Here is a 23,375-nt window from a genome sequence, read left to right on the forward strand (position 1 = left end):
TACTGAGTAATAAAGTGTAATACTGAATTGCTCAAAAAATCCACACAAGCTATGCTCTCAACAGCATGATGTGTGGATTTTTTTATGGCCAACTTTAAGAACACACAAAATCATGAACTCAAAATTCAAAAATGGATTAAAGAAGGACGAGGACAGGGTTTTGGAAATAGCTATAAACCTTGGCTCACAATTCGAGATGTGAGTTCAGAAGGTCGATCTCACCGAGTTTTTGGTCATAAAAGCCAAAGAACTCATCACCTTCTCTCTGATCTAGAACTTTCTACTTTTCTATTACTAGAATGGCATTCAACGACTATCGATATCCGAGAACAATATCCCTTAGACCTCGAACAAACTCTAGAAATTGCGAAGACAATTGGAATCCCTCACCCTAGATTTGGGAAACATTATCAAATCATGACAAGTGATTTTCTAGTGGATACACATAATTCAATAACACCTAAATTTGTAGTCCAAGTTAAATATTCAAATGCTCTCAATGATCCACGCACAATAGAAAAAATAGAAATTGAGCGACAATATTGGAAACAGCAAAACATACCTTTTTATATTTTTACCGAGCACCAAGTTCCTAAAACTGTCAGCCAGAACATTCAATGGTTGTACAGTTCAGTAAATACCATGGAACTGAGTGAACAAGATACGTTAGATAAACTTAACTTTTATTCAGATATTTTCATTAAACATAAATCTAAAAAGATTAATGAATTAGCGAGAATCATTGATCAAAAATATCATTTTGAGTTAGGTCAATCTTTAAGAGAAATTAGAGACTTGCTGGCTCAAAGGTATTTCATATTTGATCTTAATATTTCTTTTAAGGATTTGAATACAGATCATATTCAATTGGGCGAGCTTAATATTTGGAATGAGGTACTTCATGCTGAAAATCAATGAAGTATTAAGTTTCGAAAGCTCTTTATTTAGGATTTTAACTGTCCTACCTGACTCTGTGATTTGGATTAATCTTGACTTGGAAAATGCTTTTCCAATTGAAGTTAGTAGAACAGAAATCTTAAAAGGTTTGGAAGATGGCAATATCGAAAGAGCAATAGACCCACATGAGTCACTTGCTTTCATTCAGCCTGAGAAGGAATCAGTACAAGAAATAAAACGTGACCAAAATTATGCCCTTATTTATCCTCTGATCTCTCATGAATTATTTTATATTCCAGTACAAAGAGGAAAAATAATTAGTGAAATCATGAATCAACATGAAGTCACCAAACAGACTATTTATCGCTTAGCTCGCAGATATTGGCAAAGAGGACAAACTCCTAATGCATTGCTTCCTGATTACAGAAATAGTGGAGCTAAGGGTCAAAAAAGAACAGCTAAAGACAAAAAATTAGGTCGACCTCGTATCTATAATAGTGAACAAGGCATTAATGTTAATGAAGATATTGAAAAACTTTTCTATCGCACCATTAAATTATTCTTTTTAAAAGACAATAAACATTCACTCCCATTTGTATATCGAAAATTTCAAACCACATATAAAAATCTCTATCCCGATACAGCCGAATCAGATATTCCAACAATATGGCAGTTTAAGTATTACTACGAAAAAGAATTCAAAAAAATTGAAAGCGTAAAAGCTCGTATTGTTACATCCAACTACCACAAAGACTATCGTCCTTTGCAATCAACATCTAACGCTCAAGCCTTAGGCCCTGGTGCACGTTATGAAATTGATGCCACGATCGCTGATATTTATCTTGTTTCAAATTCAAATCCAGAAAGTATCGTTGGCAGACCCACCATTTACTTTGTGATTGACGTCTTCAGTAGATTAGTCGCAGGCTTTTATATCGGTTTTGAATCACCTTCATATTTAGCTGCAATACAAGCATTGAATATAGCGATGACCGACAAGGTTAAGTATTGTGCTGAGTATGGGATCTCAATTCAGCCAGAAGATTGGCCAGCTGTGGGTCTACCTGATGCTTTACTCGCGGATCGAGGAGAGTTATTAGGCTATCAAATTGAAGCCTTAGAGAAAACTTTGGCTGTAAGGCTTGAAAATGCGCCAGCTAGACGTGGTGATGCTAAAGGCATAGTGGAACAAGCTTTCAATACATATCAGGCTTATTTCAAAAAAGAAGGTAAGGGAAAAGGTATTGTTGAAGGCACAACTGTAAAAAAGACTGGTGGTAATGATTACCGTCAAGATGCCACATTAAATATTCACCAATTTACTGAAATCATTCTTGCTTGCATCATCTCGCATAATCAATTTCATGTGCTAAAAACATATGATCGTGAAGCAGATATGCCCAATGACTTACCAACTATTCCCTTACATTTATGGAATTGGGGTATTCAAAACCGAACAGGAAAATTGAGAAGTGTTCCAGAAGAAGCACTCAGAATCGCATTATTGCCACGTACTAAAATCACAATATCAGACCTAGGCATCAAAGCATTTGGTCTTTACTACCTAGCGAAAGAAGTACTTGATCTCGGTTGGTTACATCGTAAAACAGGAAGTTCTCGTCCTCAAAACCTTGAAGCCGCATATGATCCTTACTCAGTGAATAAAATTTATATTTTTCCGAAAGATAATAGTCTCGAATATTGGATAGGGTCTCTCTCCGATCGATCGAGAGAATTTAAAGATTGTACTTTGTGGGAAGTCAAAGAAAGGCAAAAAGCCCAAAAAGAGCACCTTGTACAACACGAACTAGAGGCTTCAAAAAAACGAAGAGAGCTTGAAGCTTTTATCAGTGAAAAACTTAAAACTAAGCTTCCGAAGAATCCAATTAAACCATCTCAACGAATCGCTGAAATAACTAAAAATAAAGCAAAAGAAAAAAATATTGAACGCAAAGCTAAGGTAAAACAGCAAGAAATATTGGATACAAATATTATTCCAATGCCTAAACTGAAAGCCTCAATTAAGCCTCAAGATGCTGAAGCGGTTCATTATCCAGACTTAACAGACGAATTATTTGGTGAGGATGACTAAATGACTTTGCCATTAAACTTTATTCAAGCACGTTACACACCTAGTTTTGGTGAATATAAAGACAATCCATTTATTGAGGCTCTACCACCAATCATGCAAGAAATTGCGGATATCAAAGCTAATCTGATTGGAAAGGTGGACTTTAACCCTGAAGATATTCTGAGATCTAAGAACGAAAGAATTCATCTTTCATCGCAACTTCTTCATCAATTTTTTCAACCCATTACTCGACATATTTCATTAGAACAAAAAATTGCAATTTTAATTCGTCAAGGCTATGTCGGACGCAATATTGCTGATGGGAAATTGCACCAACATTTGCAAAATGGTTATGAGCGTATTATGTCGGGAGATATTAATGCCTTTCGTTTTGATGCACCAAAATCTACAGCTTTAAGCTATTCACTGATCGGTTGTTCAGGAAGTGGTAAAAGCACAACCCTACAGCGAATTCTGAACCTTTATCCTCAAGTAATTTATCATGAAAAATATAACTTCACTCAACTCGTTTATCTCAAAATAGACTGCCCTCATGATGGCTCATTAAAAAATCTATGTTTGCATTTCTTTAAGGCGATTGATGTTGCATTAGGAACAGATTTTGAAAGAAAAGTGGCATTAAAAAGATTAGGAATCGAAGCTCTACTAAACTATATGCGTCAAATTACCAATACCTATGCTATTGGTGTACTTGTCATTGATGAAATCCAACACCTGAGTGTTAAAAATTCAGGTGGTGCTGAAAAAATGCTGAATTTCTTTGTCACCTTAATCAATGTTGTAGGTTTGCCAGTGGTTATGGTCGGCACACCCAAAGCCAAATTTATATTTGATGGAGATCTGCGTTCAGCACGTCGTGGGGCTGGTTTCGGAGCTGTTATATGGGAACCTATGAAGAACACTCCCCCATTATCAAATACCACGACGAGAACAGAATGGATGGCTTTTACCAATGCTCTATGGAAATACCAATGGCTAACCAATAAAGAACAACTGAGTGAAGAGATTCGAGATTGTTGGTATGAACTGTCTCAAGGCGTACTGGATATAGTCGTCAAACTTTTTGTTTTGGCTCAATGCCGAGCGATCATGACAGGATTAGAAAGAATAACGCCAAGTTTGCTTAGACAAGTCTATGAGGATGAACTCAAATTTGTCCATCCAATGATAGAAGCACTCAAGTCTGGAGATCCTAATCGCATCGCACTCTATTCTGACTTAACTATTCCATATGTGGACAAAACCTTACTTCTACTTCAGAAAAAAATAGAAGAAGAACAAGAAAAAGTTGAACAATATAACGGAAATGTACATGCACAAAGATTGCATAACCTATTGATTGCCACTGGATATCCAGAATCTAAAGTAATTTCTGTAATCAAAAAAGCCTTTGTCGATTTCCCTCATCTCAATATGCAAGAACTCATGCCTATCGTTTCTAATTGGCTCACTGAGGTCGAGGTGGATAAAGAAATCAAACCTGAAAAAATGAATCTCAGAAAAATAAAACAAAGTGAATGGGTGAGCTTACCGTCAGATGATTTAAGGTTTAAGTTTTCTCAAAAGCAAAAATCCCAAAATTTTTATGACGTTCTTCAATCGAGCGATTTAATTTTTGATACTCAAACTTGGGTGCAATCAATGTAATAGTGAAATTGGCATATTGAATTTTCCTACACCATATCCCAATGAATTAATTTATAGCACGATAGCTAGAGCTGGAATTCATCATGCCATTACAAGCCCTAAGCAATTACTTGAAGAAGTATTTGCTAATCGTAAGGTTATTGCCACGATTGATTTACCTAGCCATCTCATATGCCTGTTAACACATTTATCACCGAACTACACACTTGAAAAGATTGTTTATGAACATACTCTTTTTCCAATCCACGCTCTATTTTCTCCTGAAAATACACGGTTAAAATGCCTTCACTGGATGGGGAGTCAATCAAAAGGTTCTATCCATTTAGCATTAGGAGTTGCGGCATCCAAAGTTAAGCAGATAACAACGCATCGCTATTGTCACCATTGCTTAGAAGAACAATATCACCAATATGGAGAATTTTTTTGGTCAAGACTTTGGTACATTCAAGGCGCAAATTGCTGTAGCAAACATAAAGTTAAATTGTCAGAATTTTTACCACCAGCCCACTTGAATGGACGACATCAATTTATTCCTGCAAGTTTTATCCTAGATCGCAAGCAACCTTATACCCCTGCTCATGAGTTAGATCTAATGGTGAGTAGACGTGTTGATGAACTCTTAAAACTTCCTCCAACATCATCGCCTACCTTTCATCAATGGAGTCAATTTTATCAACGTGTTGCAAAGCGGTTAGGTTTCAACAAAGGTTCTAAACACACTGATCATTCAAAAATTTATTCAGCCGTTATAAAAATATGGGATCTAAAATGGTTACAGCAACATCACCTAGATGAACTGAAGTCCGAAACAAGTTGGCTTAAAGCTATCTTTAGAAAGCATCGTAAGTCATTCAGTTATCTTGAGCATATTATCGTCTTAGAGACGTTTTTACCTAAAGGCTGGACATGGGTAGCCATTCTGGATGAAATTCATCAATTACCTGCTAAGCACTCGAATACTAATACACCTAGTGAAAGAACTAAATGTAAAGACATATTGATGCTCAAAGAAAAACGTAATGAATGGATGTCTTTAATTAAAAATTTTGGAATAAAGCCATCTAGAGTCAAAAATGCAGCCTTATATGCATGGCTTTATCGCAATGATAAAACTTGGTTACTCACAAAAAATAAAAGCTTTCACGCTTTGCCCGCAAGTATTCCCATGAAAGTAGATTGGCCTCTGAGGGATTGGCACATGGTGAGGCGATTATTCAAAATATTCTATCAATCATTAGACGATTTGAGTTTACCTAGGCAATCTAGAAACTGGTATCTCAAGCAACTACCGCAACACTCCACCGTAGAGAAAAACCTATATCAGCTGCCCTTAACACATAAATTTTTGAGTACTTTTTCAGAAGATATTAGCTCATATCAAATCCGAAGAATTACTCGAACCATTATTCAATTTCAAAAAATTAATCAACACCAAGCGAGTTGGCAATTATTACGATATTCGGGATTAAGTGAAGAACGATTAACAAATGAAGCACTCAAATTCCTAAATCAAATTAAAAGGATTAATCATGGCTAAGATCAGTCACATCGCTAAGAATATGAAAATAAAAAAGATTGGTTCTTTGTTTAAAAAACATAACTCAGGCAGTTGGGCAATAAATCTAGCTTTGGAAAATGAAAATAAAATACCTGAGACGACTTTCACTAATTTTTCTAATGCAAAATTATTAAGAAAAAATAGCCACATCAACCCCACTCAAGAATATGCCAAAGGCTACAATTTACGCTTTAAAATTAGTTCAACTCGAGATTGGCTATCTTCTGTCAATAATACAAACTTACCGAAAGGAAAGTTTCTAGAACATTATTTCTTGTTTGATGCAGTCCGTGTGGATCAATTCGGTCAGCCAATGTCCGAAACCATCAAAATTAAGCTCCCTCAATTTGAACTTGCTCGATCTCTGTTTTTCTACACTCCATATTTAGCAAGATCAGCAATCATAGAGAATAGTTTGAGTATCGATTTCGATATTGCTTCAAATCGAGATCACTACCTCATCAATATTTTACCAGCCTGTTCATACCCAATTTCGCATTTCAATGATTCAGGTATCCGACGGATCTTATCTTGGATTCTTCTCGATCCTGATATTCGACAATCTTTTGAAAGTATCAGTCAGTTTTGTACCAAATATGGCTATGACGTTGACCAATATCGTATATGGAGTTTTTGTTTTAATCCCCCTCAACTCAATGGAGTGATCTTTGATTCATATGGCTATTACAAGGCTGAAACTTCTGAGTTTTTTGTCAATGAAATATCAGGTTTCGAAAGAATCTCAAGCCGAATTTCGAAAGAAGTTGAGTTCTATAGCGATAAATTCATTGAGTCTAAATCAGGCGGTAAAGGTGAAAACTCTTCAGGAACTAAAAATAACGGAAAAGAACCGACCATCAAAGATGACGAGGATGGCAATAGTGATGATGTTCAAATCATTGATGTTGTACCGACACACTTCGACTTCCTAGAAGCCATTGAAACAAGGAAAACTTCTAAAAAAACTAGGCATAGAAATCATGGTACAAAAGATCAAGACTTACCATCCACTAATGCGACATCGGAAGTTAGCACCAACGAGCCTATTTCTGAGGGTACTATCCCCTCTGCTGAATTTAATGGTGTTGAAGATGAAACTGAAGATCTTCATTTGTATCTTGATCGTTTCTCTGCATTTCAACAAATGATTGATTTGTTTTGCAAGGAAAACACAGTTAAAAATTCTACCTTTCAACTCCATAAATTACCCAACATTCAAGGTCACTCCAAACATATAAAAACTGATGGAAATCCTAGATGTGTCGCAGAAGTTAGCTTCCAATTTAATGGTCAAAATATTGTGATCTTAGAGGTAGATACTTCTGATAATAAAAAGCCTCTTTCAACTCGTGTCTTATCACTTAAAGACATGAATCAATGGAACCAAACTGATCGTGCCAAAGTTCTTGAGCTTGTCGTCACTCAATGTTTGCGTTGGCCAAAAGGAATTTTTAAAAATATTTGCTATAAAAATAGTACATTAAATCACCCTAGGATGAATTCAAAGCATCAGGAAATATCCGAACAAGAATTAGAAGGATGGATGAAACGGTTAGAATCTTTGTTGACAAAGTAAGTGAGTTAATTTTGCTAAATCTAGAATTTCCTGGTATCCTGGCTATTATTTATTTGCTTTTGATGTTGTATGTCTAGCCCTTTAAAATTTCTCGATTTATTTGCTGGTGCTGGAGGCTTGTCTGAGGGATTTATCCGTGCTGGCTTCAAACCAGTCGCCCATGTCGAAGCAGATGCTTCAGCCTGCTATACGCTTAAAACGCGACAAGCATTCCATTGGCTAAAAAAAAATAATGCTTTAGACATCTATTCAAAATATTTAAAAAATGAAATAACACGTCAAGAACTTTATGATACTGTCCCCTCCACCGAAATAGATTCAGTAATCAATGAATTTATTGGTCCCGATACTCTTAAATCAATCTTCAAAAAAATTGATATCCTATTGGAGAATACCAAACTAGATCTTATTGTTGGTGGTCCACCTTGCCAAGCTTATTCTCTAGTTGGACGCTCACGCAGTAACATGGTTAATGATCCTCGCAATCACCTATATAAATACTATGCAGAATTTTTGAAAAGATATAAGCCTAAATATTTTGTTTTTGAAAATGTACTTGGACTATTAACCGCTAAAGATCCAAATGGTGAGTTTTATTTCGAGAAAATGAAAAGTCTATTTATCGAAATAGGTTATTCAATTGAATATAAAACTTTATCAGCAAGTGAGTATGGTGTTCTTCAAAATAGAAAGCGAATCATTTTGGTAGGAAAAAGAGGACATCGTAGTAAAAAATCTTTTTACCCTGAGATTGAAAAATGGACTCCTGAAGCAACCGTTTGGGATCTACTCAAAGATCTTCCTAAAATAAATGCTGGTGGAGGTAAATCATCCCCATTAGAGTCGACCTCTGAACCATCGCAATGGCTTAAAGATGCTCAGATATCAACTGATCTTCCTTTAACTTGGCATGAAGCACGTCCACACTCTGAGCAAGATCTAGAAATTTATAAGCACGCTGTTAATTTATGGGATACTGAAAAAAGACGTCTCCATTATGACGATTTACCTGAATACTTAAAAAGTCATAAAGGGCGTAATTCTTTTGTTGATCGTTTTAAAGTGGTTGCTGGAGATTTGACCGCCTGCCATACTGTTGTTGCACATATCTCTAAAGATGGACATCATTATATCCATCCTGATATAGAACAAAATCGTTCATTAACACCTAGAGAAGCAGCAAGAATTCAAAGTTTTCCTGATGATTATTATTTTGAAAATGTTTCAGGAAAGCCAGCACGTACAAGTGCCTTTAAACAGATTGGAAATGCAGTACCTGTTTTACTTGCACAGAAAATTGCCGAAAAAATATTAGAGGGATGGTAATGGAAAACGCTATGGTATCAGATAAATCTAATGAAAATTTAGAGGGGATTGAAAAAACTGCTAAGACAGTTGAGGAAACTAATCTTGAATTAAGTTTTGATCCAAAAACTATTCAGCACTTAGGTGTATCTCTTTATTCACAATTGCCTAGTGTATTATCAGAATTGGTATCTAATTCATGGGATGCTGATGCAGAAAATGTAACTATCTCATTTAATAATGAAAATGAAAAAGAAATTATTTATTTGGATGATGGTCATGGAATGACATTTGACGAATTAAATGACAAATATCTAGTAATTGGTAGAAATCGTCGCGAAGAAACTTCAATGTCCCCTAAGGGACGAAAACCAATTGGCAAAAAAGGTCTTGGTAAACTTTCAGTATTTGGAATATGTGACCTTGTTACAGTAATATCGGTAAAAAATAAATTAAAAAATAGTTTTACTATGAACCTAAAAGAAATTTTAAGTTCATCTAGTGGCACATATACTCCTATTATTAATTTAAAAAACGAAGCGACTGAAGAATTAAACTCTACGAAAATTATTCTGCAAAATATCAGACGAAAAACTGATTTTGATACACTTAATATTGCTATTAGTTTAGCTAAGAAGTTTACAATTTTTGATCAACTTAATGTCACGCTCGAAGATTCTAATTTGAAAAAAAAAGAGCCTTTTATTTTAGAAGATGGAAAGTTATTAATTACTAATGAATTAAAATTTAATGGACTAAATGAACAATTTTCTTGGGATTTTCCTGAAACAAGTTTAACAAACCATGAATATACTAATAAAGCCTTAATTACTGGAAAAATTATTACCACTAAAACGCCTATTAGTTCACAGGACATGAGAGGTATTTATTTAACGTCTAGAGGTAAGATTGTAAATCAAGCAGAGTTTTACGGAGCTCGTGATAACGATCAATTTCATACCTATGTTACAGGTTATTTAGCCATCGACTTTATTGATGATGAAGATGAAGATCTTATCTCCACAGATCGTCACTCTTTAAATTGGGAGAATGACTTAACAAAAGAATTAAAAGAATATCTTCAAGAAATCATTAAAAAACTAAATAATGAATGGAGAAAAAAAAGGGGTGAAGAAAGATCTAAAGAGTTGGCAAAACAGAATGTTGATGTTCAAAAATTTGTTGAAACTTTGCCCTCTCATCAACGTGAATTAGGGAAAAAAATAATAGACCCGATTCTTTTTGCTCCTAATATTGATAATGATACGGCATTAGATGTTACTAAAAATGTGATTGCTAAATTCAATAATGAAGATTTTAAGGAGTATGCTCATAGCATTGTTGAATTAGATATTAATGATGATAATAAGGTTGAGTTAATTAGATTATTAAATGATTGGAGAGTAATTGAAGCTAAACAATATGCAGCATTAGCAGAAACACGTATTGAAGTTATTAAACAATTTGAACAATGTATTGTTCAAAATACTAAAGAAGTTCCCACCCTCCATAACTTTTTAAAAGAGTTCCCATGGTTGATTGACCCTAGAATTTTGGAATTTCAAGATGAGGTAAGATACTCCCAGATATTAAAACAACAATATCCAGATGAGGAGTTAGAAGGGAAAGATCGTAGAATTGACTTTTTGTGTTCTAATTTATTAGGGCAAGTATTATATATAGTTGAAATTAAAAGAAGCCAGTATCAGATTGATGAAAAATCTTTAGAACAAGCATATGAATATCAGGCATTTATTAAAGAAAAATACGCAACTGATACATCAATATCAAATGTTGTTTGCTATATAATAGGTGGTACAAAGAAAGATGATTTTAAAACAAGAAATAAACTTTTAACGTATCAAAGATCTGGTGAAGTATTCGCTAAAACCTATGAAGAGTTATTACAGCAATCAAAAACTTATCATAAAGAATTTATTGATAAGCATAAGGAATTAAATTCTTAGAATTTATTTGGAAGTAGATTTATTGGGTTTACTTCCAGTTTTTCTGCAATTCCATAAATTTTTTCTAAAGTAGGGTTTACTTCTCCCCTTTCAATCCGTCCTAAATAGCTACGATCCATGTTACAGAGCAATGCTAATTGCTCTTGTGATATGTTTCTTTCTTTTCTGTATTTGCGAACCAATTGCCCAAATTGAATAGTAAGTTCTGACATAAACATTCAAATGCTTAAAAAACAGAACTATCACTATTTGAGGACTATATATCCACGGACTATAATCCTCTTTTTTATTTTTTCTAGTTTTTTATCATGAAACAAATTGCTTCGCCTATCTTCCAATCTTTTGTAGTACTTCTATCTCATAATCAGATCGATGGATGGACATCAAACGAAATTTGGAACAACTTGCATCTTTCAAATGATGAAAAGGAAAAAATCAACCAGCAACAACTGTATAGACTTCTGAGAAAACTGGTACGACAAGGGCACTTGGTCAAACATATTCATTCTGACAATCCAAGGCTTTCAACATTTGTTGAAACAGAAAGCATGCACGAATTTAGAAAGCAATTTGATTTAATATCAATTAAAAGTGATTCAAAAAAACTTAATTTCAAGACTAATGAATTAAAAGAAAAGCAAAAAACTTATGAAAATCAAATTAAAGCTTCTGAACAAGCCCTTATAGAATTTCCAGAACTTAAAACTGAAATATTAAGGAGAAAAAACCAATTACTTCAAGATATTGAAAAACTGAAAGCTTACACTGACTTTCTAACATCATTGATATAATATGAAAATAAATTAAACGAGCCTAGAGTTTCATTTCAGTATGAAACTTTATTACTCCATAAAAAATAAAAATGGAAGAAAAGATAGAGCTGAGTATGAAACTTTATTTTTTCTTCCTTTGATTGGTAAGTCAAAATATCAATGAGATACGGTTTGATCAGTATGAAACTTTATTACTCGCCTACAAAAAGATCGATAATGAAAATTATCGGTCTTTTTTTTATCAAATGAAATATCTTATCAGTGCATGTTTAGTCGGACATCCAGTTCGCTACGATGGTCAACATTGCCTTCAACAAAAAATTAAAATGCTCATTGATACCGATCAGGCCGTCGTAATCTGCCCTGAAATTTCTGGAGGACTTAGCACTCCCAGAGCCCCTGCTGAAATTCAAAAAGGAACAGGCTCCGATGTTTTGAGTGGCCATGCAAAAGTATTTGATCTTTCGGGAAAAGATGTTACCGAAGCATTTATTTTAGGTGCCAAACAGACCTTAGCTTTTGCGAAAAAACATGGGATTACTCATGCGATTTTGAAAGCTAAAAGTCCATCATGTGGTTTTGGTCAGATTTATGATGGCTCTTTTTCGGGGTCAAAAATAAATGCGGACGGTGTTACAGCAGCGCTTTTAAAGCAACATGGTATTCACATCATGACTGAAAAAGAATTTCTAGATCAGTTAATGAAATAAAATCAGCTACTTAATCACATCATCGTCATATTCATGTTTTTTAAGGTGAGCTTTGTCACGCGTCGCCCAATAACTCGCCAAGATGGGTCCCGAAATATTGTGCCATAAACTAAAAATCGCACTTGGAAGTGCTGTAATGGGTGTTGCCGCAAAATGAACCGCAGCTAAAGCAACGCCTAAGCCAGAATTTTGCATCCCTACTTCTATCGAAACTGCTTTAGCATCTGCTTGATTAAGCTGCAATAATTTTGCAGCCCAATAACCTATAAAATATCCTAATCCATTATGTAAAATTACAACAGCAAGGATCAGTAACCCTGACTGTAAAATTTGCATTTTGCTTCCAGCAATAATCGCAGCCACAATCAATACAATCGCGATGACTGAAACCATAGGCATCATTGCGATATATCGATCTATTTTTTGCTTAAATAGGCCGCTCACGATCACCCCTAAAATGATAGGGAACAAAATCACTTGCATTACCGATACAAGCATTGCTACCGCATCTATATCGATCCACTGACTCGCTAAGAGATAAAAAATCAATGGTGTCAGCAAAGGTGCTAACATCGTTGAAACTGAGGTACACGCGACGGACAAAGCCACATTTGCCTTTGCCATATAAGCAATGACGTTAGATGCTGTACCTCCGGGACAACATCCAACAAGGAGTACGCCAACGGCAATTTCAGCGGGTAATCGAAATGCTATGCACAATCCCCATGCCAATAATGGCATCACTATAAATTGAGCACTCACGCCAACGGCAACCGCCTTAGGCTGGCTGAAAACACTTTTAAAATCTTCCCACGACAGGGTCATTCCCATGCCAAACATGATAATCCCGAGCATCCAAGTGATATAAGACTTAAGCCAAATAAAAGCTTCTGGCATATACATGGCAATTCCTGCAAATAGGAGTACCCACAGCGCAAAGGTTTTCTGCACGAATTGATTGCTAGCTTTCATTTAGAAGTTCACTTGTTGGATTAACGACGTATGATCTTGAGCCATGCCTTTAAATGGTCTGCGCTGAGTGTCTGAGAGTCATCAGTTCTTTGGCGTAAATTCGTTTCACACCTTGTGCAAGCATTTCTTGCCATGCATGTTGCAACGAACCATTTAAATCGATGCCTTTAGTCGCATCTGACACGACATAACTGTTAAAACCTAATTTTGCAGCATCAATTGCCGTCCAAGCCACACAAAAATCAGTGGCGATCCCGACAATGAAGATGTCACGAATTCCACGCTCACGCAGATAACCTGCTAAGCCAGTCGATGTTCGATGATCAGCTTCTAAAAAGGCAGAATAACTATCAATATGTGGATGAAAACCTTTACGAATGACCAACTGCGCTTTGGATATATTCAAGTCTGGATGAAAATCTGCATCATGTGTACCCTGCACACAATGTGAAGGCCATAACACCTGGCGGCCATAAGCTAATTCAATCGTCTCATAAGCAGACTTTCCAGGATGATTTTCAAAAAATGAAATATGGTCTTGAGGATGCCAATCTTGGGTAAGGACAACATTGTCAAAATGCCGAGCAAGTGAATTAATGGTTGGAATAATTTGATCTGAATTTGCTACCGCCAAATTTCCCCCAGGGGTAAATCCATTCTGAACATCAACAACGATAAGTGCACTTTGTTGTGGTTGGAACATCCTTTTCAGCTCCCAATATTTTTAAAATTGTTAGGGACTATTGCATAGGATCAAGAGAACTACAATTGCTTGAGTTGAAAATTTGATATCAAAATTCTATAAAAAAAGCCTGCATCAAGCAGGCTTTAATCTATGTTTTTGTCTTAATTCTGGATACGACGTACCAACATTAACATGAAGATTGCAGAAATAATAATACAAGGGATTGCTGCAGAGATTACGCCTGCTGCACCAAATCCAGCCGTTAATAATGATCCTGCAATTGCTGGCCCAAGCATAGCACCGATACGACCTACTGCTGATGCAACACCAACACCTGTACCACGTACTTCTGTTGGGTACACAATACCACCAAATGCGTAAAGCACACCTTGACAGCCAATCACGAAAGCACCAACCAATGCTGAAGCCAAATACATTTGTGTGAGTGAGCTTGCTGCATTCAACGCAAGAAGGCCAGCCAAAATACCACCGTACATTAACAAGATCACATAAGCTTTTTTCCAGCGGTCAGTTAATACACCTAAAATCACAGTACCTACAGTAGCACTTACCATGAAGTAGAATTGCGCTGTCGCACCTTCTTTTCTTGAGAAACCTAATTCTTGGAATAGAGAAGGTAACCAGCTGAGCATGATGTAAACCACCATGAGCGTGAAGAAATAGCTACACCAGATGAACATCGTACGAAGAAGATTCTGTGAATTAAACAAATCTTTAAACGAACCTTGTGGAGCTTCTGCAATTTCAGCTTCAGTTCTATTTTGCGTTTTCAAGAATTCTTTAGATTCAGGTAAGAACTTCATCATTACTGGAATAACAATTAATGGTAATAAACCACCAAGATAGAAAATATTTTTCCAGTTAGCACCGAAATCTGTACTTGCAATTAAAGATAAGATCGCAGCACCGACAGGCATACCGCAATACATTAGCCCTACAGCACGACCACGATTTTGTGGGGTTACAGCTTCAGAAGCCAAAGTGATGAGAATTGGCATTGCTGCACCTAGTCCTGCACCTGCAAGGAAACGTACAGCCAATAAACTGTTAAAACTATTTACCCATACCGTACATAGAGTGAATACAGCGAAAACAGCAACAGACCAAATTAAAACTGTTTTACGACCAATACGGTCCGCAATACGCCCACCTACCAGTGCCCCAGGTAACAGACCTAAAATACCAGCACTAAAAAACACACCTAATTGTGAACTATCTAAACCAAAATGTTCACGAATACCCGCAGCTGCAATACCTGCAGCCTGAATATCTAAGCCTTCAATTACTGCAATGAGGAAGCAGATACCTACCGTCAAAATTGCATGTTTGTTACTTACTGATTCTTGCATTGAACTTCCCTCACTCATCAGCATTTGAGTCCGATGCCCGATTATCTATGTAAGTCAATGAAAGTGAGAGTTATCAAATGGTGTAATAAAATGTAATCAAAATAAGATTAAATTTCATACCTCTTGCCAACCAAAATAAATTCTAGTCTTCAAAACGATTAATTATTTTTTTTATTTAGGAAAAAACCAAGAAAAATCTATTATAAAATCTATAAGTATTAGAATAATTTAACCTTTAAGTAAAAAAAATAAGACGTTTTATAAATTATAATAATCACATAATTTAAAAATTATTAGTCTATTCACCTGTATATACATACATCTTAAATCTGATGTAAGTGATATAAGCTATTAATTCAGGGTAAATTGGTCAGATTTTAGTTCGAATTTTCATTTTTATCCGCAATACTTTCATAGACGAACATCTATCTTCACTGTAATTTAAATGCCTAACCATAAGGTCTTAAAATTGCTTTTTTTAAAAAAAGTTACTTGTTTTAACTAAACTTTTTTTTGACTGAAGTGAATTCATATTGTTCTTATTGGTAGCTTAGTTCATAATTTGCATACGCATTATCCAGTATGCAGGCATATTGGATCGTGATATAAATCAAAATACATACCCATCCAAACTTCGCTTCTCAACCTTCACTGGATGGAAAAATAGGATCGTGTTTTAAAATGACTACTCAGCAAGCTCAGGTAATTCAAGGCTCAATCGTCGCAATCGTCACTCCAATGTTTGAAGATGGAACTGTTGATTGGAAGGGTCTCGAGAAGCTTGTTGAATGGCACATTGAACAAGGTACAAACAGTATCGTTGCCGTGGGAACAACAGGTGAAGCTTCGACCTTAAGCATGGCTGAACACACTCAAGTGATCAAAGAAATCATTCGTGTGGCCAATAAACGCATTCCAATTATTGCCGGCACAGGCGCAAACTCAACGCATGAAGCGATTGAGCTTACCAAAGAAGCTAAAGAGCTTGGTGCAGATGCTGCACTTTTAGTAACGCCATATTATAACAAACCGACTCAAGAAGGCTTGTATCAGCATTACAAAGCAATTGCTGAAGCTGTTGATTTACCGCAAATTCTTTATAACGTACCTGGCCGTACTGGCGTTGATATGAGCAATGAAACTGTAGTTCGTCTTGCTGATATTCCTCAAATCGTAGGGATTAAAGATGCAACAGGTGATGTTCCTCGCGGTGCTGAGCTTTTAAAAGCACTTGAAGGCAAAGATATGGTGGTCTATTCAGGTGATGATGCAACAGCATATCAACTGATTGAGCATGGTGCGAAAGGTAATATTTCTGTGACCGCTAACGTTGCTCCAAAGCAAATGAGCCAAGTGTGTGCCGCTGGTTTAGTGGGTAATGCAGCTCAAGCAAAAGCAATTAATGATCAAGTTGCAAATTTACACGAAATTCTATTTTGTGAATCAAACCCAATTCCTGTGAAATGGGCACTTCATGAAATGGGATTAATTGGTACAGGTATCCGTTTACCACTTACTCCATTAGCAGAACAATATCGAGCTTCACTGCGTGATGCATTAAAAGCTGCGAGCATTATTTAAAGAAGAGTTTAACAACTATGCAACTACGTTTTGGTTTACCCCTTGCCCTTTCAGCCCTCAGCATGGTCGGTTGTAGTACGATTGGTATCGATAATGGTTCACTCGATTATAAAAAATCTACTGCACAAGCCCCGCTTAAATTCCCTGAAGGTTCAATGGTTAGACCAGCAACACCGCTTTATCCAGCGCCTGTTGTTGAACAGCTTGCAATAGACAATGCGCCACAAATGGTTAATAAGCGAGGTAATCGTTTTGAGCTACCTCGTCCTAATGTGGCACCAACCGTTTCTAATCCTGTTGAGAGTGAACAATCAACTGCTGTCGGTCGTCCACAACTTTTAACTGATGGAAATGGCAATCCGTTGATCAAAATTGACGGAAATTCTGCTACAATTTGGCAATACACAATCGCCACCCTCAGTAGCCTCAACTACAACTTTGTCAATCAACCTAAGAATCCCCATTCCGCGACAATTCAAGTGGATGGTGAAAGTTTAGTGCTTAAACTGACATCTGTAGGTTCGAGTCATACCTTGGCCGTGTTTACCCCAACTAACGCGTTTGCAGACAAACAAAAAGCTGCGAGCCTGTTAACCCAGATTTATCAAAACTGGCCAGCCTAGTCGTTCTAGGCATATTTTTTCTGAAAAAGGTTCCACCATGTTAAAACAAACCTTGCTCTATACTGGTAAAGCTAAATCCGTTTATGAAACCGATAGTGCAGACCACCTGATTTTAGTCTTTCGTGATGATGCCTCAGCATTTAATGGCGAAAAAATCGAACAGCTAGATCGCAAAGGTAAGGTGAACAACCGTTTTAACGCCTTTATCATGGAAAAACTTGCAGCTGCAGGTATCGAAACTCATTTCGAAAAACTTTTAACACCAAACGAAGTTTTGGTTAAAAAGTTAAACATGATTCCAGTTGAATGTGTAATCCGTAACTATGCAGCTGGTTCGCTTTGCCGTCGTTTGGGTGTTGAAGAAGGTTTAGAACTTACACCACCTACATTTGAATTATTTTTCAAAGATGACGCTTTGGGCGACCCAATGGTGAATGAATCTCAAGCCATTGCTTTAGGTTGGGCTACTGCTGAACAACTTGAGCGTATGAAAGAGTTAACTCACCAAGTAAACGTGGTGTTAAAAGATCTTTTTGCTCAAGGCAACATGCTTTTAGTTGATTTTAAACTTGAATTTGGTGTGTTCCATGATCGTATCGTTCTTGGTGATGAATTCTCTCCAGATGGTTGCCGTCTATGGGACAAAGATACCAAGAAAAAATTAGATAAAGACCGTTTCCGCCAAGGTTTAGGTGGTGTGGTTGAAGCTTATGAAGAAGTTGCTACACGTATCGGTGTTGACCTTTCTGATATCTAAATCAAAATTTAGATAAAATGAAGCCGAGTCATATGACTCGGCTTTTTTGTATCTGTTGATATTATTTTTATATTTTCAAATTGTTGTTATACATTCATTATTTTTGTTAAGTCGCATTACCAATGCTCTCTCCTCATTGGTAATGCTATTAATTTATCGAATCGATATTTAAATAAGATGACAAATCTGGGGTTTTGATCATTAAAAAACTCAATTGTTTTTTTTGTTTTTAAATTTACACCCATTAATCGAATAAATTAATGCTATTTATTAAAATGATCGTTTTTACAATATTACTAAGTTCAACTAATATATTTTTATACCAGGCAACTACAGGAGTTGGTGGCTCAAGAGAGAGACTGTAGTTGCCGACCAGATGAATCGCTTTTCGCCCAGCTTCCCATAGAACTGGGCTTTTTTTTATTGTTGTTGCTGCTCTTGCTGCCAACGTCGCTGCTGTAAACGCTCTGCTTCGACTTCACGCTTATTACGAGCTGATTCGTACAATTTGGTGCCTTTCAGCTCTGGAGGCATATAATCCTGCAACACGAAATGTTCTGGATAGTGATGTGGATATAAGTAATCTACACCATATCCCTGCTCTTTCATTAACTTGGTTGGAGCATTTCTTAAATGCAATGGAACTGGAAGATTTGACGTACGTTCAGCCAACTCTAATGCTTTATTGATTGCTAAGTAAGTGCTGTTACTTTTCGCGCTTGTGGCCAAATACACTGCACATTGTCCTAAAATAATACGGCATTCTGGCATCCCAACCGCTTGAACGGACCTAAAACACTCCCCAGCCAATAACAACGCATTAGGATTAGAATTTCCAATATCTTCCGAAGCGGCTATCAACATCCGACGCGCAATAAAGACTGGATCTTCCCCCCCTTTTAACATTCTCGCCATCCAATATAGTGCAGCGTCAGGATCACTTCCACGAATTGATTTAATGAATGCTGAGACTAAATCATAGTGCTGCTCACCAGATTTGTCATATCGCGCAATATTTTGTTGAGCTACTTTCACCACGATGGCATTGGTGACAATATTTTCAACATCTGCTTCAAATGTGCTCGCAATGAGATCCAATAAATTCAGTGCTTTACGAGCATCACCTGAGGCAAATTGAATTAATGCATCATATTCTTCGATGTGAATATGACGGTCTTTCAAAAATTGGTCTTGCTTGAGTGCACGTTCAATTAAATGTTGAATATCATGCTCAGATAATGCATTCAGCGTATACACCTGACAGCGCGACAACAAAGCATTATTGACTTCAAAAGAAGGATTTTCTGTGGTTGCACCAACCAGAGTAATCTTGCCTTTTTCTACTGCGCTCAGTAAGGCATCTTGTTGAGATTTATTAAAACGATGAATTTCATCAATAAAAACCACTGGCACAATGAGATCACCACTTTCCCCAATGATTTCTCGAAGCTCTTTAACACCAGTGTTGAGTGCAGACAAGCTAATAAAAGCACGATCTACAGCTTGAGCTAACAATAGCGCAATGGTGGTCTTGCCGACGCCTGGAGGCCCCCAAAAAATAATCGAAGGTAAATGTCCTTGGTCAATCATTTGACGTAAAGGTGCGTCTTCACCAAGTAAATGATCTTGTCCGATAATCTCAGACAAATCACGTGGACGTAAGCGTTCAGGTAGCGGAATTTGTGTATCGGACATATTTTTTATAGATCTCAAAGTGCTGTTGACTAGTCTACTATGTAATAGTCAAATTCCAATATTAATAGTCAAAACAACCATCACTATTCAACATTTTTCATTTTACTCAGATTCAAGTTTTGCTTTTAATTTGAATAAATAAGCTTGCGGTCCATCTTCTATTCCCCAAATTGTGCCATCCTTCGCTTCATGCAAGTCTCTTACTCGAACCCCCATATCCAAGCGCTGAATTTCTCGTACAGGTTCAGATTGTGGATCTACCACAATAATGGCTTTCGATGATAATCCACCGATTAAGGCTTTGTTCTTCCATTGTGGAAAATAGTTAGATTTATAAAAAATCAGACTCGAGGGTGAAATCACTGGAGACCAATCAAGTTTAGGGGCTATAAATTCAGGTCGCGTTTCATGATTCGGAATCTGTTTCCCATCATAGTGATCACCATTAGATACAATTGGATAGCCATAATTCTTACCTTTTTCAATAAGATTGAACTCATCGCCACCTTTAGGGCCCATTTCTGCCACCCACAAACGATTTTGATGATCAAATGCCATACCTAAAGGATTACGATGACCTAAACTCCAAATCTGCGCTGAGACACCACCTTGTTTGGCAAATGGATTAGATTCTTGAGCACGACCATCATCATACAAATATACAATTTTACCTAGATTAGACTGCATATCTTGTGCAGGCTGAAACTTCTGCCGTTCCCCTGAACTAATCCATAAATTCGCTTGCTGGTCAAACACTATACGATGTGCATAATGCCCCTGACCCGACACTTTAGGGACTTGCTCCCATATGCGTTCGATATCCGTCAGTTTCGGTGCTTCGATATTCGATAAATCCAATTTCGCTCGGATTACCACTGCACCAAACAATCCATTTTTTTCTTCGGCATAACTGAGATATAACCAAGCGTTATTATTGAAATTAGGATGAATCGAAACATCACCTAACCCACCTTGTCCGCCATAAGCAACTTGAGGCACACCAGCCACGTTAAAACTACGTTTTGATTGTGGGTCAAACAACTTAAGTATGCCTGACTTTTCTGTAATTAACAGTTGACCATTTGGTAAAGTTGCTATCGCCCATGGTTCATCAAATAGAGCAATTTTTTCAACTTGATATCGTTGTTCTTGAGCTTTTGAATTCTCGTTTTTGACTGTTGATTCCTGCGGATTCTGTGCTTCAGTGGCTTTATTTTGATTGGCATGACACGCCACTATGATTCCGCTCAAACCAACAATCCAAATTAGTTTTGCAGCTTTTAACATGCCTTTCCCTTTTTAAATCCTTGAATATCAGTCTCAAGGATTAAACGGCAATGATCATTTTAAAAGTGTTTTTATATTACAAAATATGTGTAGTCTAGCAATTGAATGTACTAGCGTACCCACCGCACGATGTATTCATCTATTTCATTTTCATTAACAAGCTGTTCAGATATACAACGACCTGCTACAGATTTTCGAGCACTAATCACACTTTGTTTATTGCCTGTCACCAAGTGATGCCAATTCGGTAGCTTTTTACCTTCATTAATACGTCGATATGCACAACTCGAAGGTAGCCATCGTATTTGTTGTAATTTTTCAGGCGTTAACTGAATACAGTCAGGTACATGCACCTGACGATTTTCATAATCTGAACAATGCCCCGTCTGACAATCTAGAAGTTTGCACGCAACTTTGGTATATGCGATTTCTTCGGTTTCATCATCTTCTAATTTAACCAAACAACACATACCACAACCATCACACAGTGCCTCCCATTCTGCTTGGTTCATTTCAAACAGTGAATAATGTTTCCAAAATTCAGGGCGTAAAGATGTGCTCATGATTCAGCTAAATATCAAAAATTTGAGTCAGTATATCACTAATAATTCTCATAAAATTTCATCAATCTCAGTTACAGTTGATTAACTAAAGAATATCAATACTCTACGTTAAAATACCCTTTGTATACATTTTGCTCAGTTAATTTTCTTATACTGAATGAACATTAATAAAAATTTATGGAGAATCAAAATGTTCCGTTGGGCGATTATTTTTGCAGTGATTGCATTGATAGCAAGTTTGCTAGGGTTTGGTGGTGTAGCAGGCTTATCTAAAGATTTCGCAATTATCTTACTTGTGATTGCAGTGATTCTCGCAATTGTAGGCTTTATCTCAAGAGGCAAAGTCTAGTGTTCTAAATCACTAGATTAAATTGAAAACACAAGATTGATGAAAAGAAGAAGGTACTCCTTCTTCTTTTTTTATTTCTTTTTATCTGTTCATTGATACGCGTTTTATATATTCCAATCTTTCATAAATTCTCACATTTGATTTTACTTTCTTAATGCAAATTCATCACTTCGGAAAACATTTATGCTTTAATCTTTGCTGATTTTCATAAACGAAAGGACTTTCAATAATGACTTCAGCAATTCAAACAAGAGAAATTCAGTATAAAGCGGCAGATGGTACTCAATTGATTGGTTATTTTGCCGCACCTGAAAACTCTTCAGGAGCTGCAGGTATTATTGTAGCCCCAGAGTGGTGGGGTCGTAATGAATATACAGAACAACGTGCTCGAGAACTTGCAGAACAAGGATATGCTGCTTTTGCCATTGATATGTACGGCGACAAAAAGGTAACCACTGAAGCTTCTCAAGCAAATGAGTGGATGATGCAAACTTTCGCACAGCCTGAAACGATTGTACAACGCGCTACAGCTGCGTTAGACACTTTATCTGCACAGCCTGAAGTTGACGCAACTCGATTAGCTGCGATTGGTTTTTGTTACGGCGGAAAAGTTGTTTTAGATCTTGCTCGCTCTGGTGCGAACTTAAAAGCAGTTGCTACCTTCCATGCTAATTTATCTGCGCAAACACCTGCTCAACAAGGTCAAGTAAAAGCTGAAATTCTGGTTTTGCATGGTGAGCTAGATAGCATGGTCACGCTAGATGATGTGGCACAATTTAAAGAAGAAATGTTTGCAGCTCAGGTGCCACATGAGGTCATTATCTTTGAGGATGCAAAACATGGTTTTAGCAATCCACAAGCTGATGAACGGGCAAAAGCCAATGGTGTAGATCTCGGTTATAACGCTGAAGCTGAGGAAAAAAGCTTAGCTGCGATGTATGAGTTACTGTCGCGTCACTTAGATTAAT

22 protein-coding genes are annotated in these 23,375 nt (G+C 36.6%); 14 read left to right on the plus strand and 8 right to left on the minus strand.

From position 1 onward, the window contains the following. Positions 1-84: 84 nt before the first annotated feature. The 7 genes from AC1M9H_RS03530 (at position 85) to AC1M9H_RS03560 (ending at position 11,042) form a co-directional block, all read left to right on the plus strand. Positions 85-918, plus strand: coding sequence for a TnsA endonuclease N-terminal domain-containing protein (locus AC1M9H_RS03530; RefSeq protein WP_481612769.1), 834 nt, complete (start codon positions 85-87; stop codon positions 916-918). Then, positions 902-2,989 (plus strand): transposase, encoded by a 2,088-nt coding sequence (locus AC1M9H_RS03535; protein WP_481612770.1) that lies wholly within the window; start codon positions 902-904, stop codon positions 2,987-2,989. The genes AC1M9H_RS03530 and AC1M9H_RS03535 overlap by 17 nt, the downstream gene beginning before the upstream one ends. Then, positions 2,990-4,636, plus strand: a complete 1,647-nt coding sequence (locus AC1M9H_RS03540) for an AAA family ATPase (protein ID WP_481612771.1) — start codon at positions 2,990-2,992, stop codon at positions 4,634-4,636. It begins immediately after the preceding gene. 16 nt (positions 4,637-4,652) lie between these two features. Continuing rightward, positions 4,653-6,173 carry a TniQ family protein gene (locus AC1M9H_RS03545; protein ID WP_481612772.1) on the plus strand — a complete coding sequence of 507 codons (1,521 nt, stop codon included), beginning with the start codon at positions 4,653-4,655 and terminating at the stop codon, positions 6,171-6,173. Continuing rightward, positions 6,166-7,770 carry a Tn7-like element transposition protein TnsE gene (locus AC1M9H_RS03550; protein WP_481612773.1) on the plus strand — a complete coding sequence of 535 codons (1,605 nt, stop codon included), beginning with the start codon at positions 6,166-6,168 and terminating at the stop codon, positions 7,768-7,770. The genes AC1M9H_RS03545 and AC1M9H_RS03550 overlap by 8 nt, the downstream gene beginning before the upstream one ends. A gap of 69 nt (positions 7,771-7,839) precedes the next feature. Next, on the plus strand, positions 7,840-9,096 hold the full coding sequence (locus AC1M9H_RS03555; protein ID WP_311092351.1) for a DNA cytosine methyltransferase: 1,257 nt from the start codon (positions 7,840-7,842) through the stop codon (positions 9,094-9,096). Further along, positions 9,096-11,042 carry an ATP-binding protein gene (locus AC1M9H_RS03560; protein WP_481612774.1) on the plus strand — a complete coding sequence of 649 codons (1,947 nt, stop codon included), beginning with the start codon at positions 9,096-9,098 and terminating at the stop codon, positions 11,040-11,042. The genes AC1M9H_RS03555 and AC1M9H_RS03560 overlap by 1 nt, the downstream gene beginning before the upstream one ends. Here AC1M9H_RS03560 and AC1M9H_RS03565 read toward each other — a convergent pair. Further along, positions 11,039-11,260 (minus strand): helix-turn-helix domain-containing protein, encoded by a 222-nt coding sequence (locus tag AC1M9H_RS03565; RefSeq protein ID WP_481612775.1) that lies wholly within the window; start codon positions 11,258-11,260, stop codon positions 11,039-11,041. The genes AC1M9H_RS03560 and AC1M9H_RS03565 overlap by 4 nt on opposite strands. 90 nt (positions 11,261-11,350) lie before the next feature. On the opposite strand from AC1M9H_RS03565, the gene AC1M9H_RS03570 reads away from it, so the two are divergent. Together AC1M9H_RS03570 and AC1M9H_RS03575 are read left to right on the plus strand one after the other, a co-directional pair. Beyond that, complete coding sequence (locus AC1M9H_RS03570) at positions 11,351-11,833, plus strand: hypothetical protein (protein WP_481612776.1); 483 nt, start codon at positions 11,351-11,353, stop codon at positions 11,831-11,833. Between the two features lie 227 nt (positions 11,834-12,060). Then, complete coding sequence (locus AC1M9H_RS03575) at positions 12,061-12,525, plus strand: 2-thiouracil desulfurase family protein (RefSeq protein ID WP_481588764.1); 465 nt, start codon at positions 12,061-12,063, stop codon at positions 12,523-12,525. A 6-nt stretch (positions 12,526-12,531) separates the two neighbouring features. On the opposite strand, the gene AC1M9H_RS03580 is transcribed toward AC1M9H_RS03575, so the two are convergent. From AC1M9H_RS03580 to mhpT, 3 genes are all read right to left on the minus strand, one after another. Beyond that, positions 12,532-13,497 (minus strand): bile acid:sodium symporter family protein, encoded by a 966-nt coding sequence (locus tag AC1M9H_RS03580; RefSeq protein WP_481595697.1) that lies wholly within the window; start codon positions 13,495-13,497, stop codon positions 12,532-12,534. Positions 13,498-13,546: 49 nt separating this feature from the next. After that, positions 13,547-14,200, minus strand: coding sequence for a bifunctional nicotinamidase/pyrazinamidase (gene pncA, locus AC1M9H_RS03585; protein WP_481595696.1), 654 nt, complete (start codon positions 14,198-14,200; stop codon positions 13,547-13,549). Positions 14,201-14,343: 143 nt separating this feature from the next. After that, positions 14,344-15,552 (minus strand): 3-(3-hydroxy-phenyl)propionate transporter MhpT, encoded by a 1,209-nt coding sequence (mhpT, locus tag AC1M9H_RS03590; RefSeq protein WP_035264856.1) that lies wholly within the window; start codon positions 15,550-15,552, stop codon positions 14,344-14,346. Positions 15,553-16,233: 681 nt separating this feature from the next. Between mhpT and dapA the strand changes: the two genes are divergently transcribed. The 3 genes from dapA to purC are packed head-to-tail and all read left to right on the plus strand — an operon-like array spanning position 16,234 to position 18,513. Beyond that, positions 16,234-17,133, plus strand: coding sequence for a 4-hydroxy-tetrahydrodipicolinate synthase (dapA, locus tag AC1M9H_RS03595; RefSeq protein ID WP_092766583.1), 900 nt, complete (start codon positions 16,234-16,236; stop codon positions 17,131-17,133). Between the two features lie 17 nt (positions 17,134-17,150). Continuing rightward, positions 17,151-17,756 (plus strand): lipoprotein-34 precursor (NlpB), encoded by a 606-nt coding sequence (locus AC1M9H_RS03600; protein WP_092766584.1) that lies wholly within the window; start codon positions 17,151-17,153, stop codon positions 17,754-17,756. A gap of 37 nt (positions 17,757-17,793) precedes the next feature. After that, on the plus strand, positions 17,794-18,513 hold the full coding sequence (purC, locus tag AC1M9H_RS03605) for a phosphoribosylaminoimidazolesuccinocarboxamide synthase (RefSeq protein WP_092766585.1): 720 nt from the start codon (positions 17,794-17,796) through the stop codon (positions 18,511-18,513). Positions 18,514-18,757: 244 nt separating this feature from the next. Here the strand turns inward: purC and AC1M9H_RS03610 are convergent, their stop codons facing one another. The 4 genes from AC1M9H_RS03610 to AC1M9H_RS03625 all read right to left on the minus strand — a co-directional run bounded on the left by AC1M9H_RS03610 (position 18,758) and on the right by AC1M9H_RS03625 (position 22,058). Next, on the minus strand, positions 18,758-18,961 hold the full coding sequence (locus AC1M9H_RS03610) for a hypothetical protein (protein ID WP_481612777.1): 204 nt from the start codon (positions 18,959-18,961) through the stop codon (positions 18,758-18,760). After that, positions 18,934-20,208 (minus strand): replication-associated recombination protein A, encoded by a 1,275-nt coding sequence (locus AC1M9H_RS03615; protein ID WP_481612778.1) that lies wholly within the window; start codon positions 20,206-20,208, stop codon positions 18,934-18,936. Before AC1M9H_RS03615 ends, AC1M9H_RS03610 begins: the two co-directional genes overlap by 28 nt. Before the next feature lie 102 nt (positions 20,209-20,310). Continuing rightward, positions 20,311-21,495, minus strand: a complete 1,185-nt coding sequence (locus AC1M9H_RS03620) for a PQQ-dependent sugar dehydrogenase (RefSeq protein ID WP_481612779.1) — start codon at positions 21,493-21,495, stop codon at positions 20,311-20,313. Positions 21,496-21,605: 110 nt separating this feature from the next. Beyond that, complete coding sequence (locus AC1M9H_RS03625) at positions 21,606-22,058, minus strand: YcgN family cysteine cluster protein (protein WP_481591991.1); 453 nt, start codon at positions 22,056-22,058, stop codon at positions 21,606-21,608. Positions 22,059-22,248: 190 nt separating this feature from the next. Here AC1M9H_RS03625 and AC1M9H_RS03630 point away from each other — a divergent pair, with 190 nt between their 5' ends. Together AC1M9H_RS03630 and AC1M9H_RS03635 are read left to right on the plus strand one after the other, a co-directional pair. Next, entirely contained in the window at positions 22,249-22,407 is a 159-nt protein-coding gene (locus tag AC1M9H_RS03630) for a DUF1328 domain-containing protein (RefSeq protein WP_035264869.1), read from the plus strand. Positions 22,408-22,636: 229 nt separating this feature from the next. After that, complete coding sequence (locus AC1M9H_RS03635; protein ID WP_035264872.1) at positions 22,637-23,374, plus strand: dienelactone hydrolase family protein; 738 nt, start codon at positions 22,637-22,639, stop codon at positions 23,372-23,374. Position 23,375 lies beyond the last annotated feature (1 nt).

The sequence above is a fragment of the Acinetobacter sp. ANC_7512 genome, from assembly GCF_056779935.1.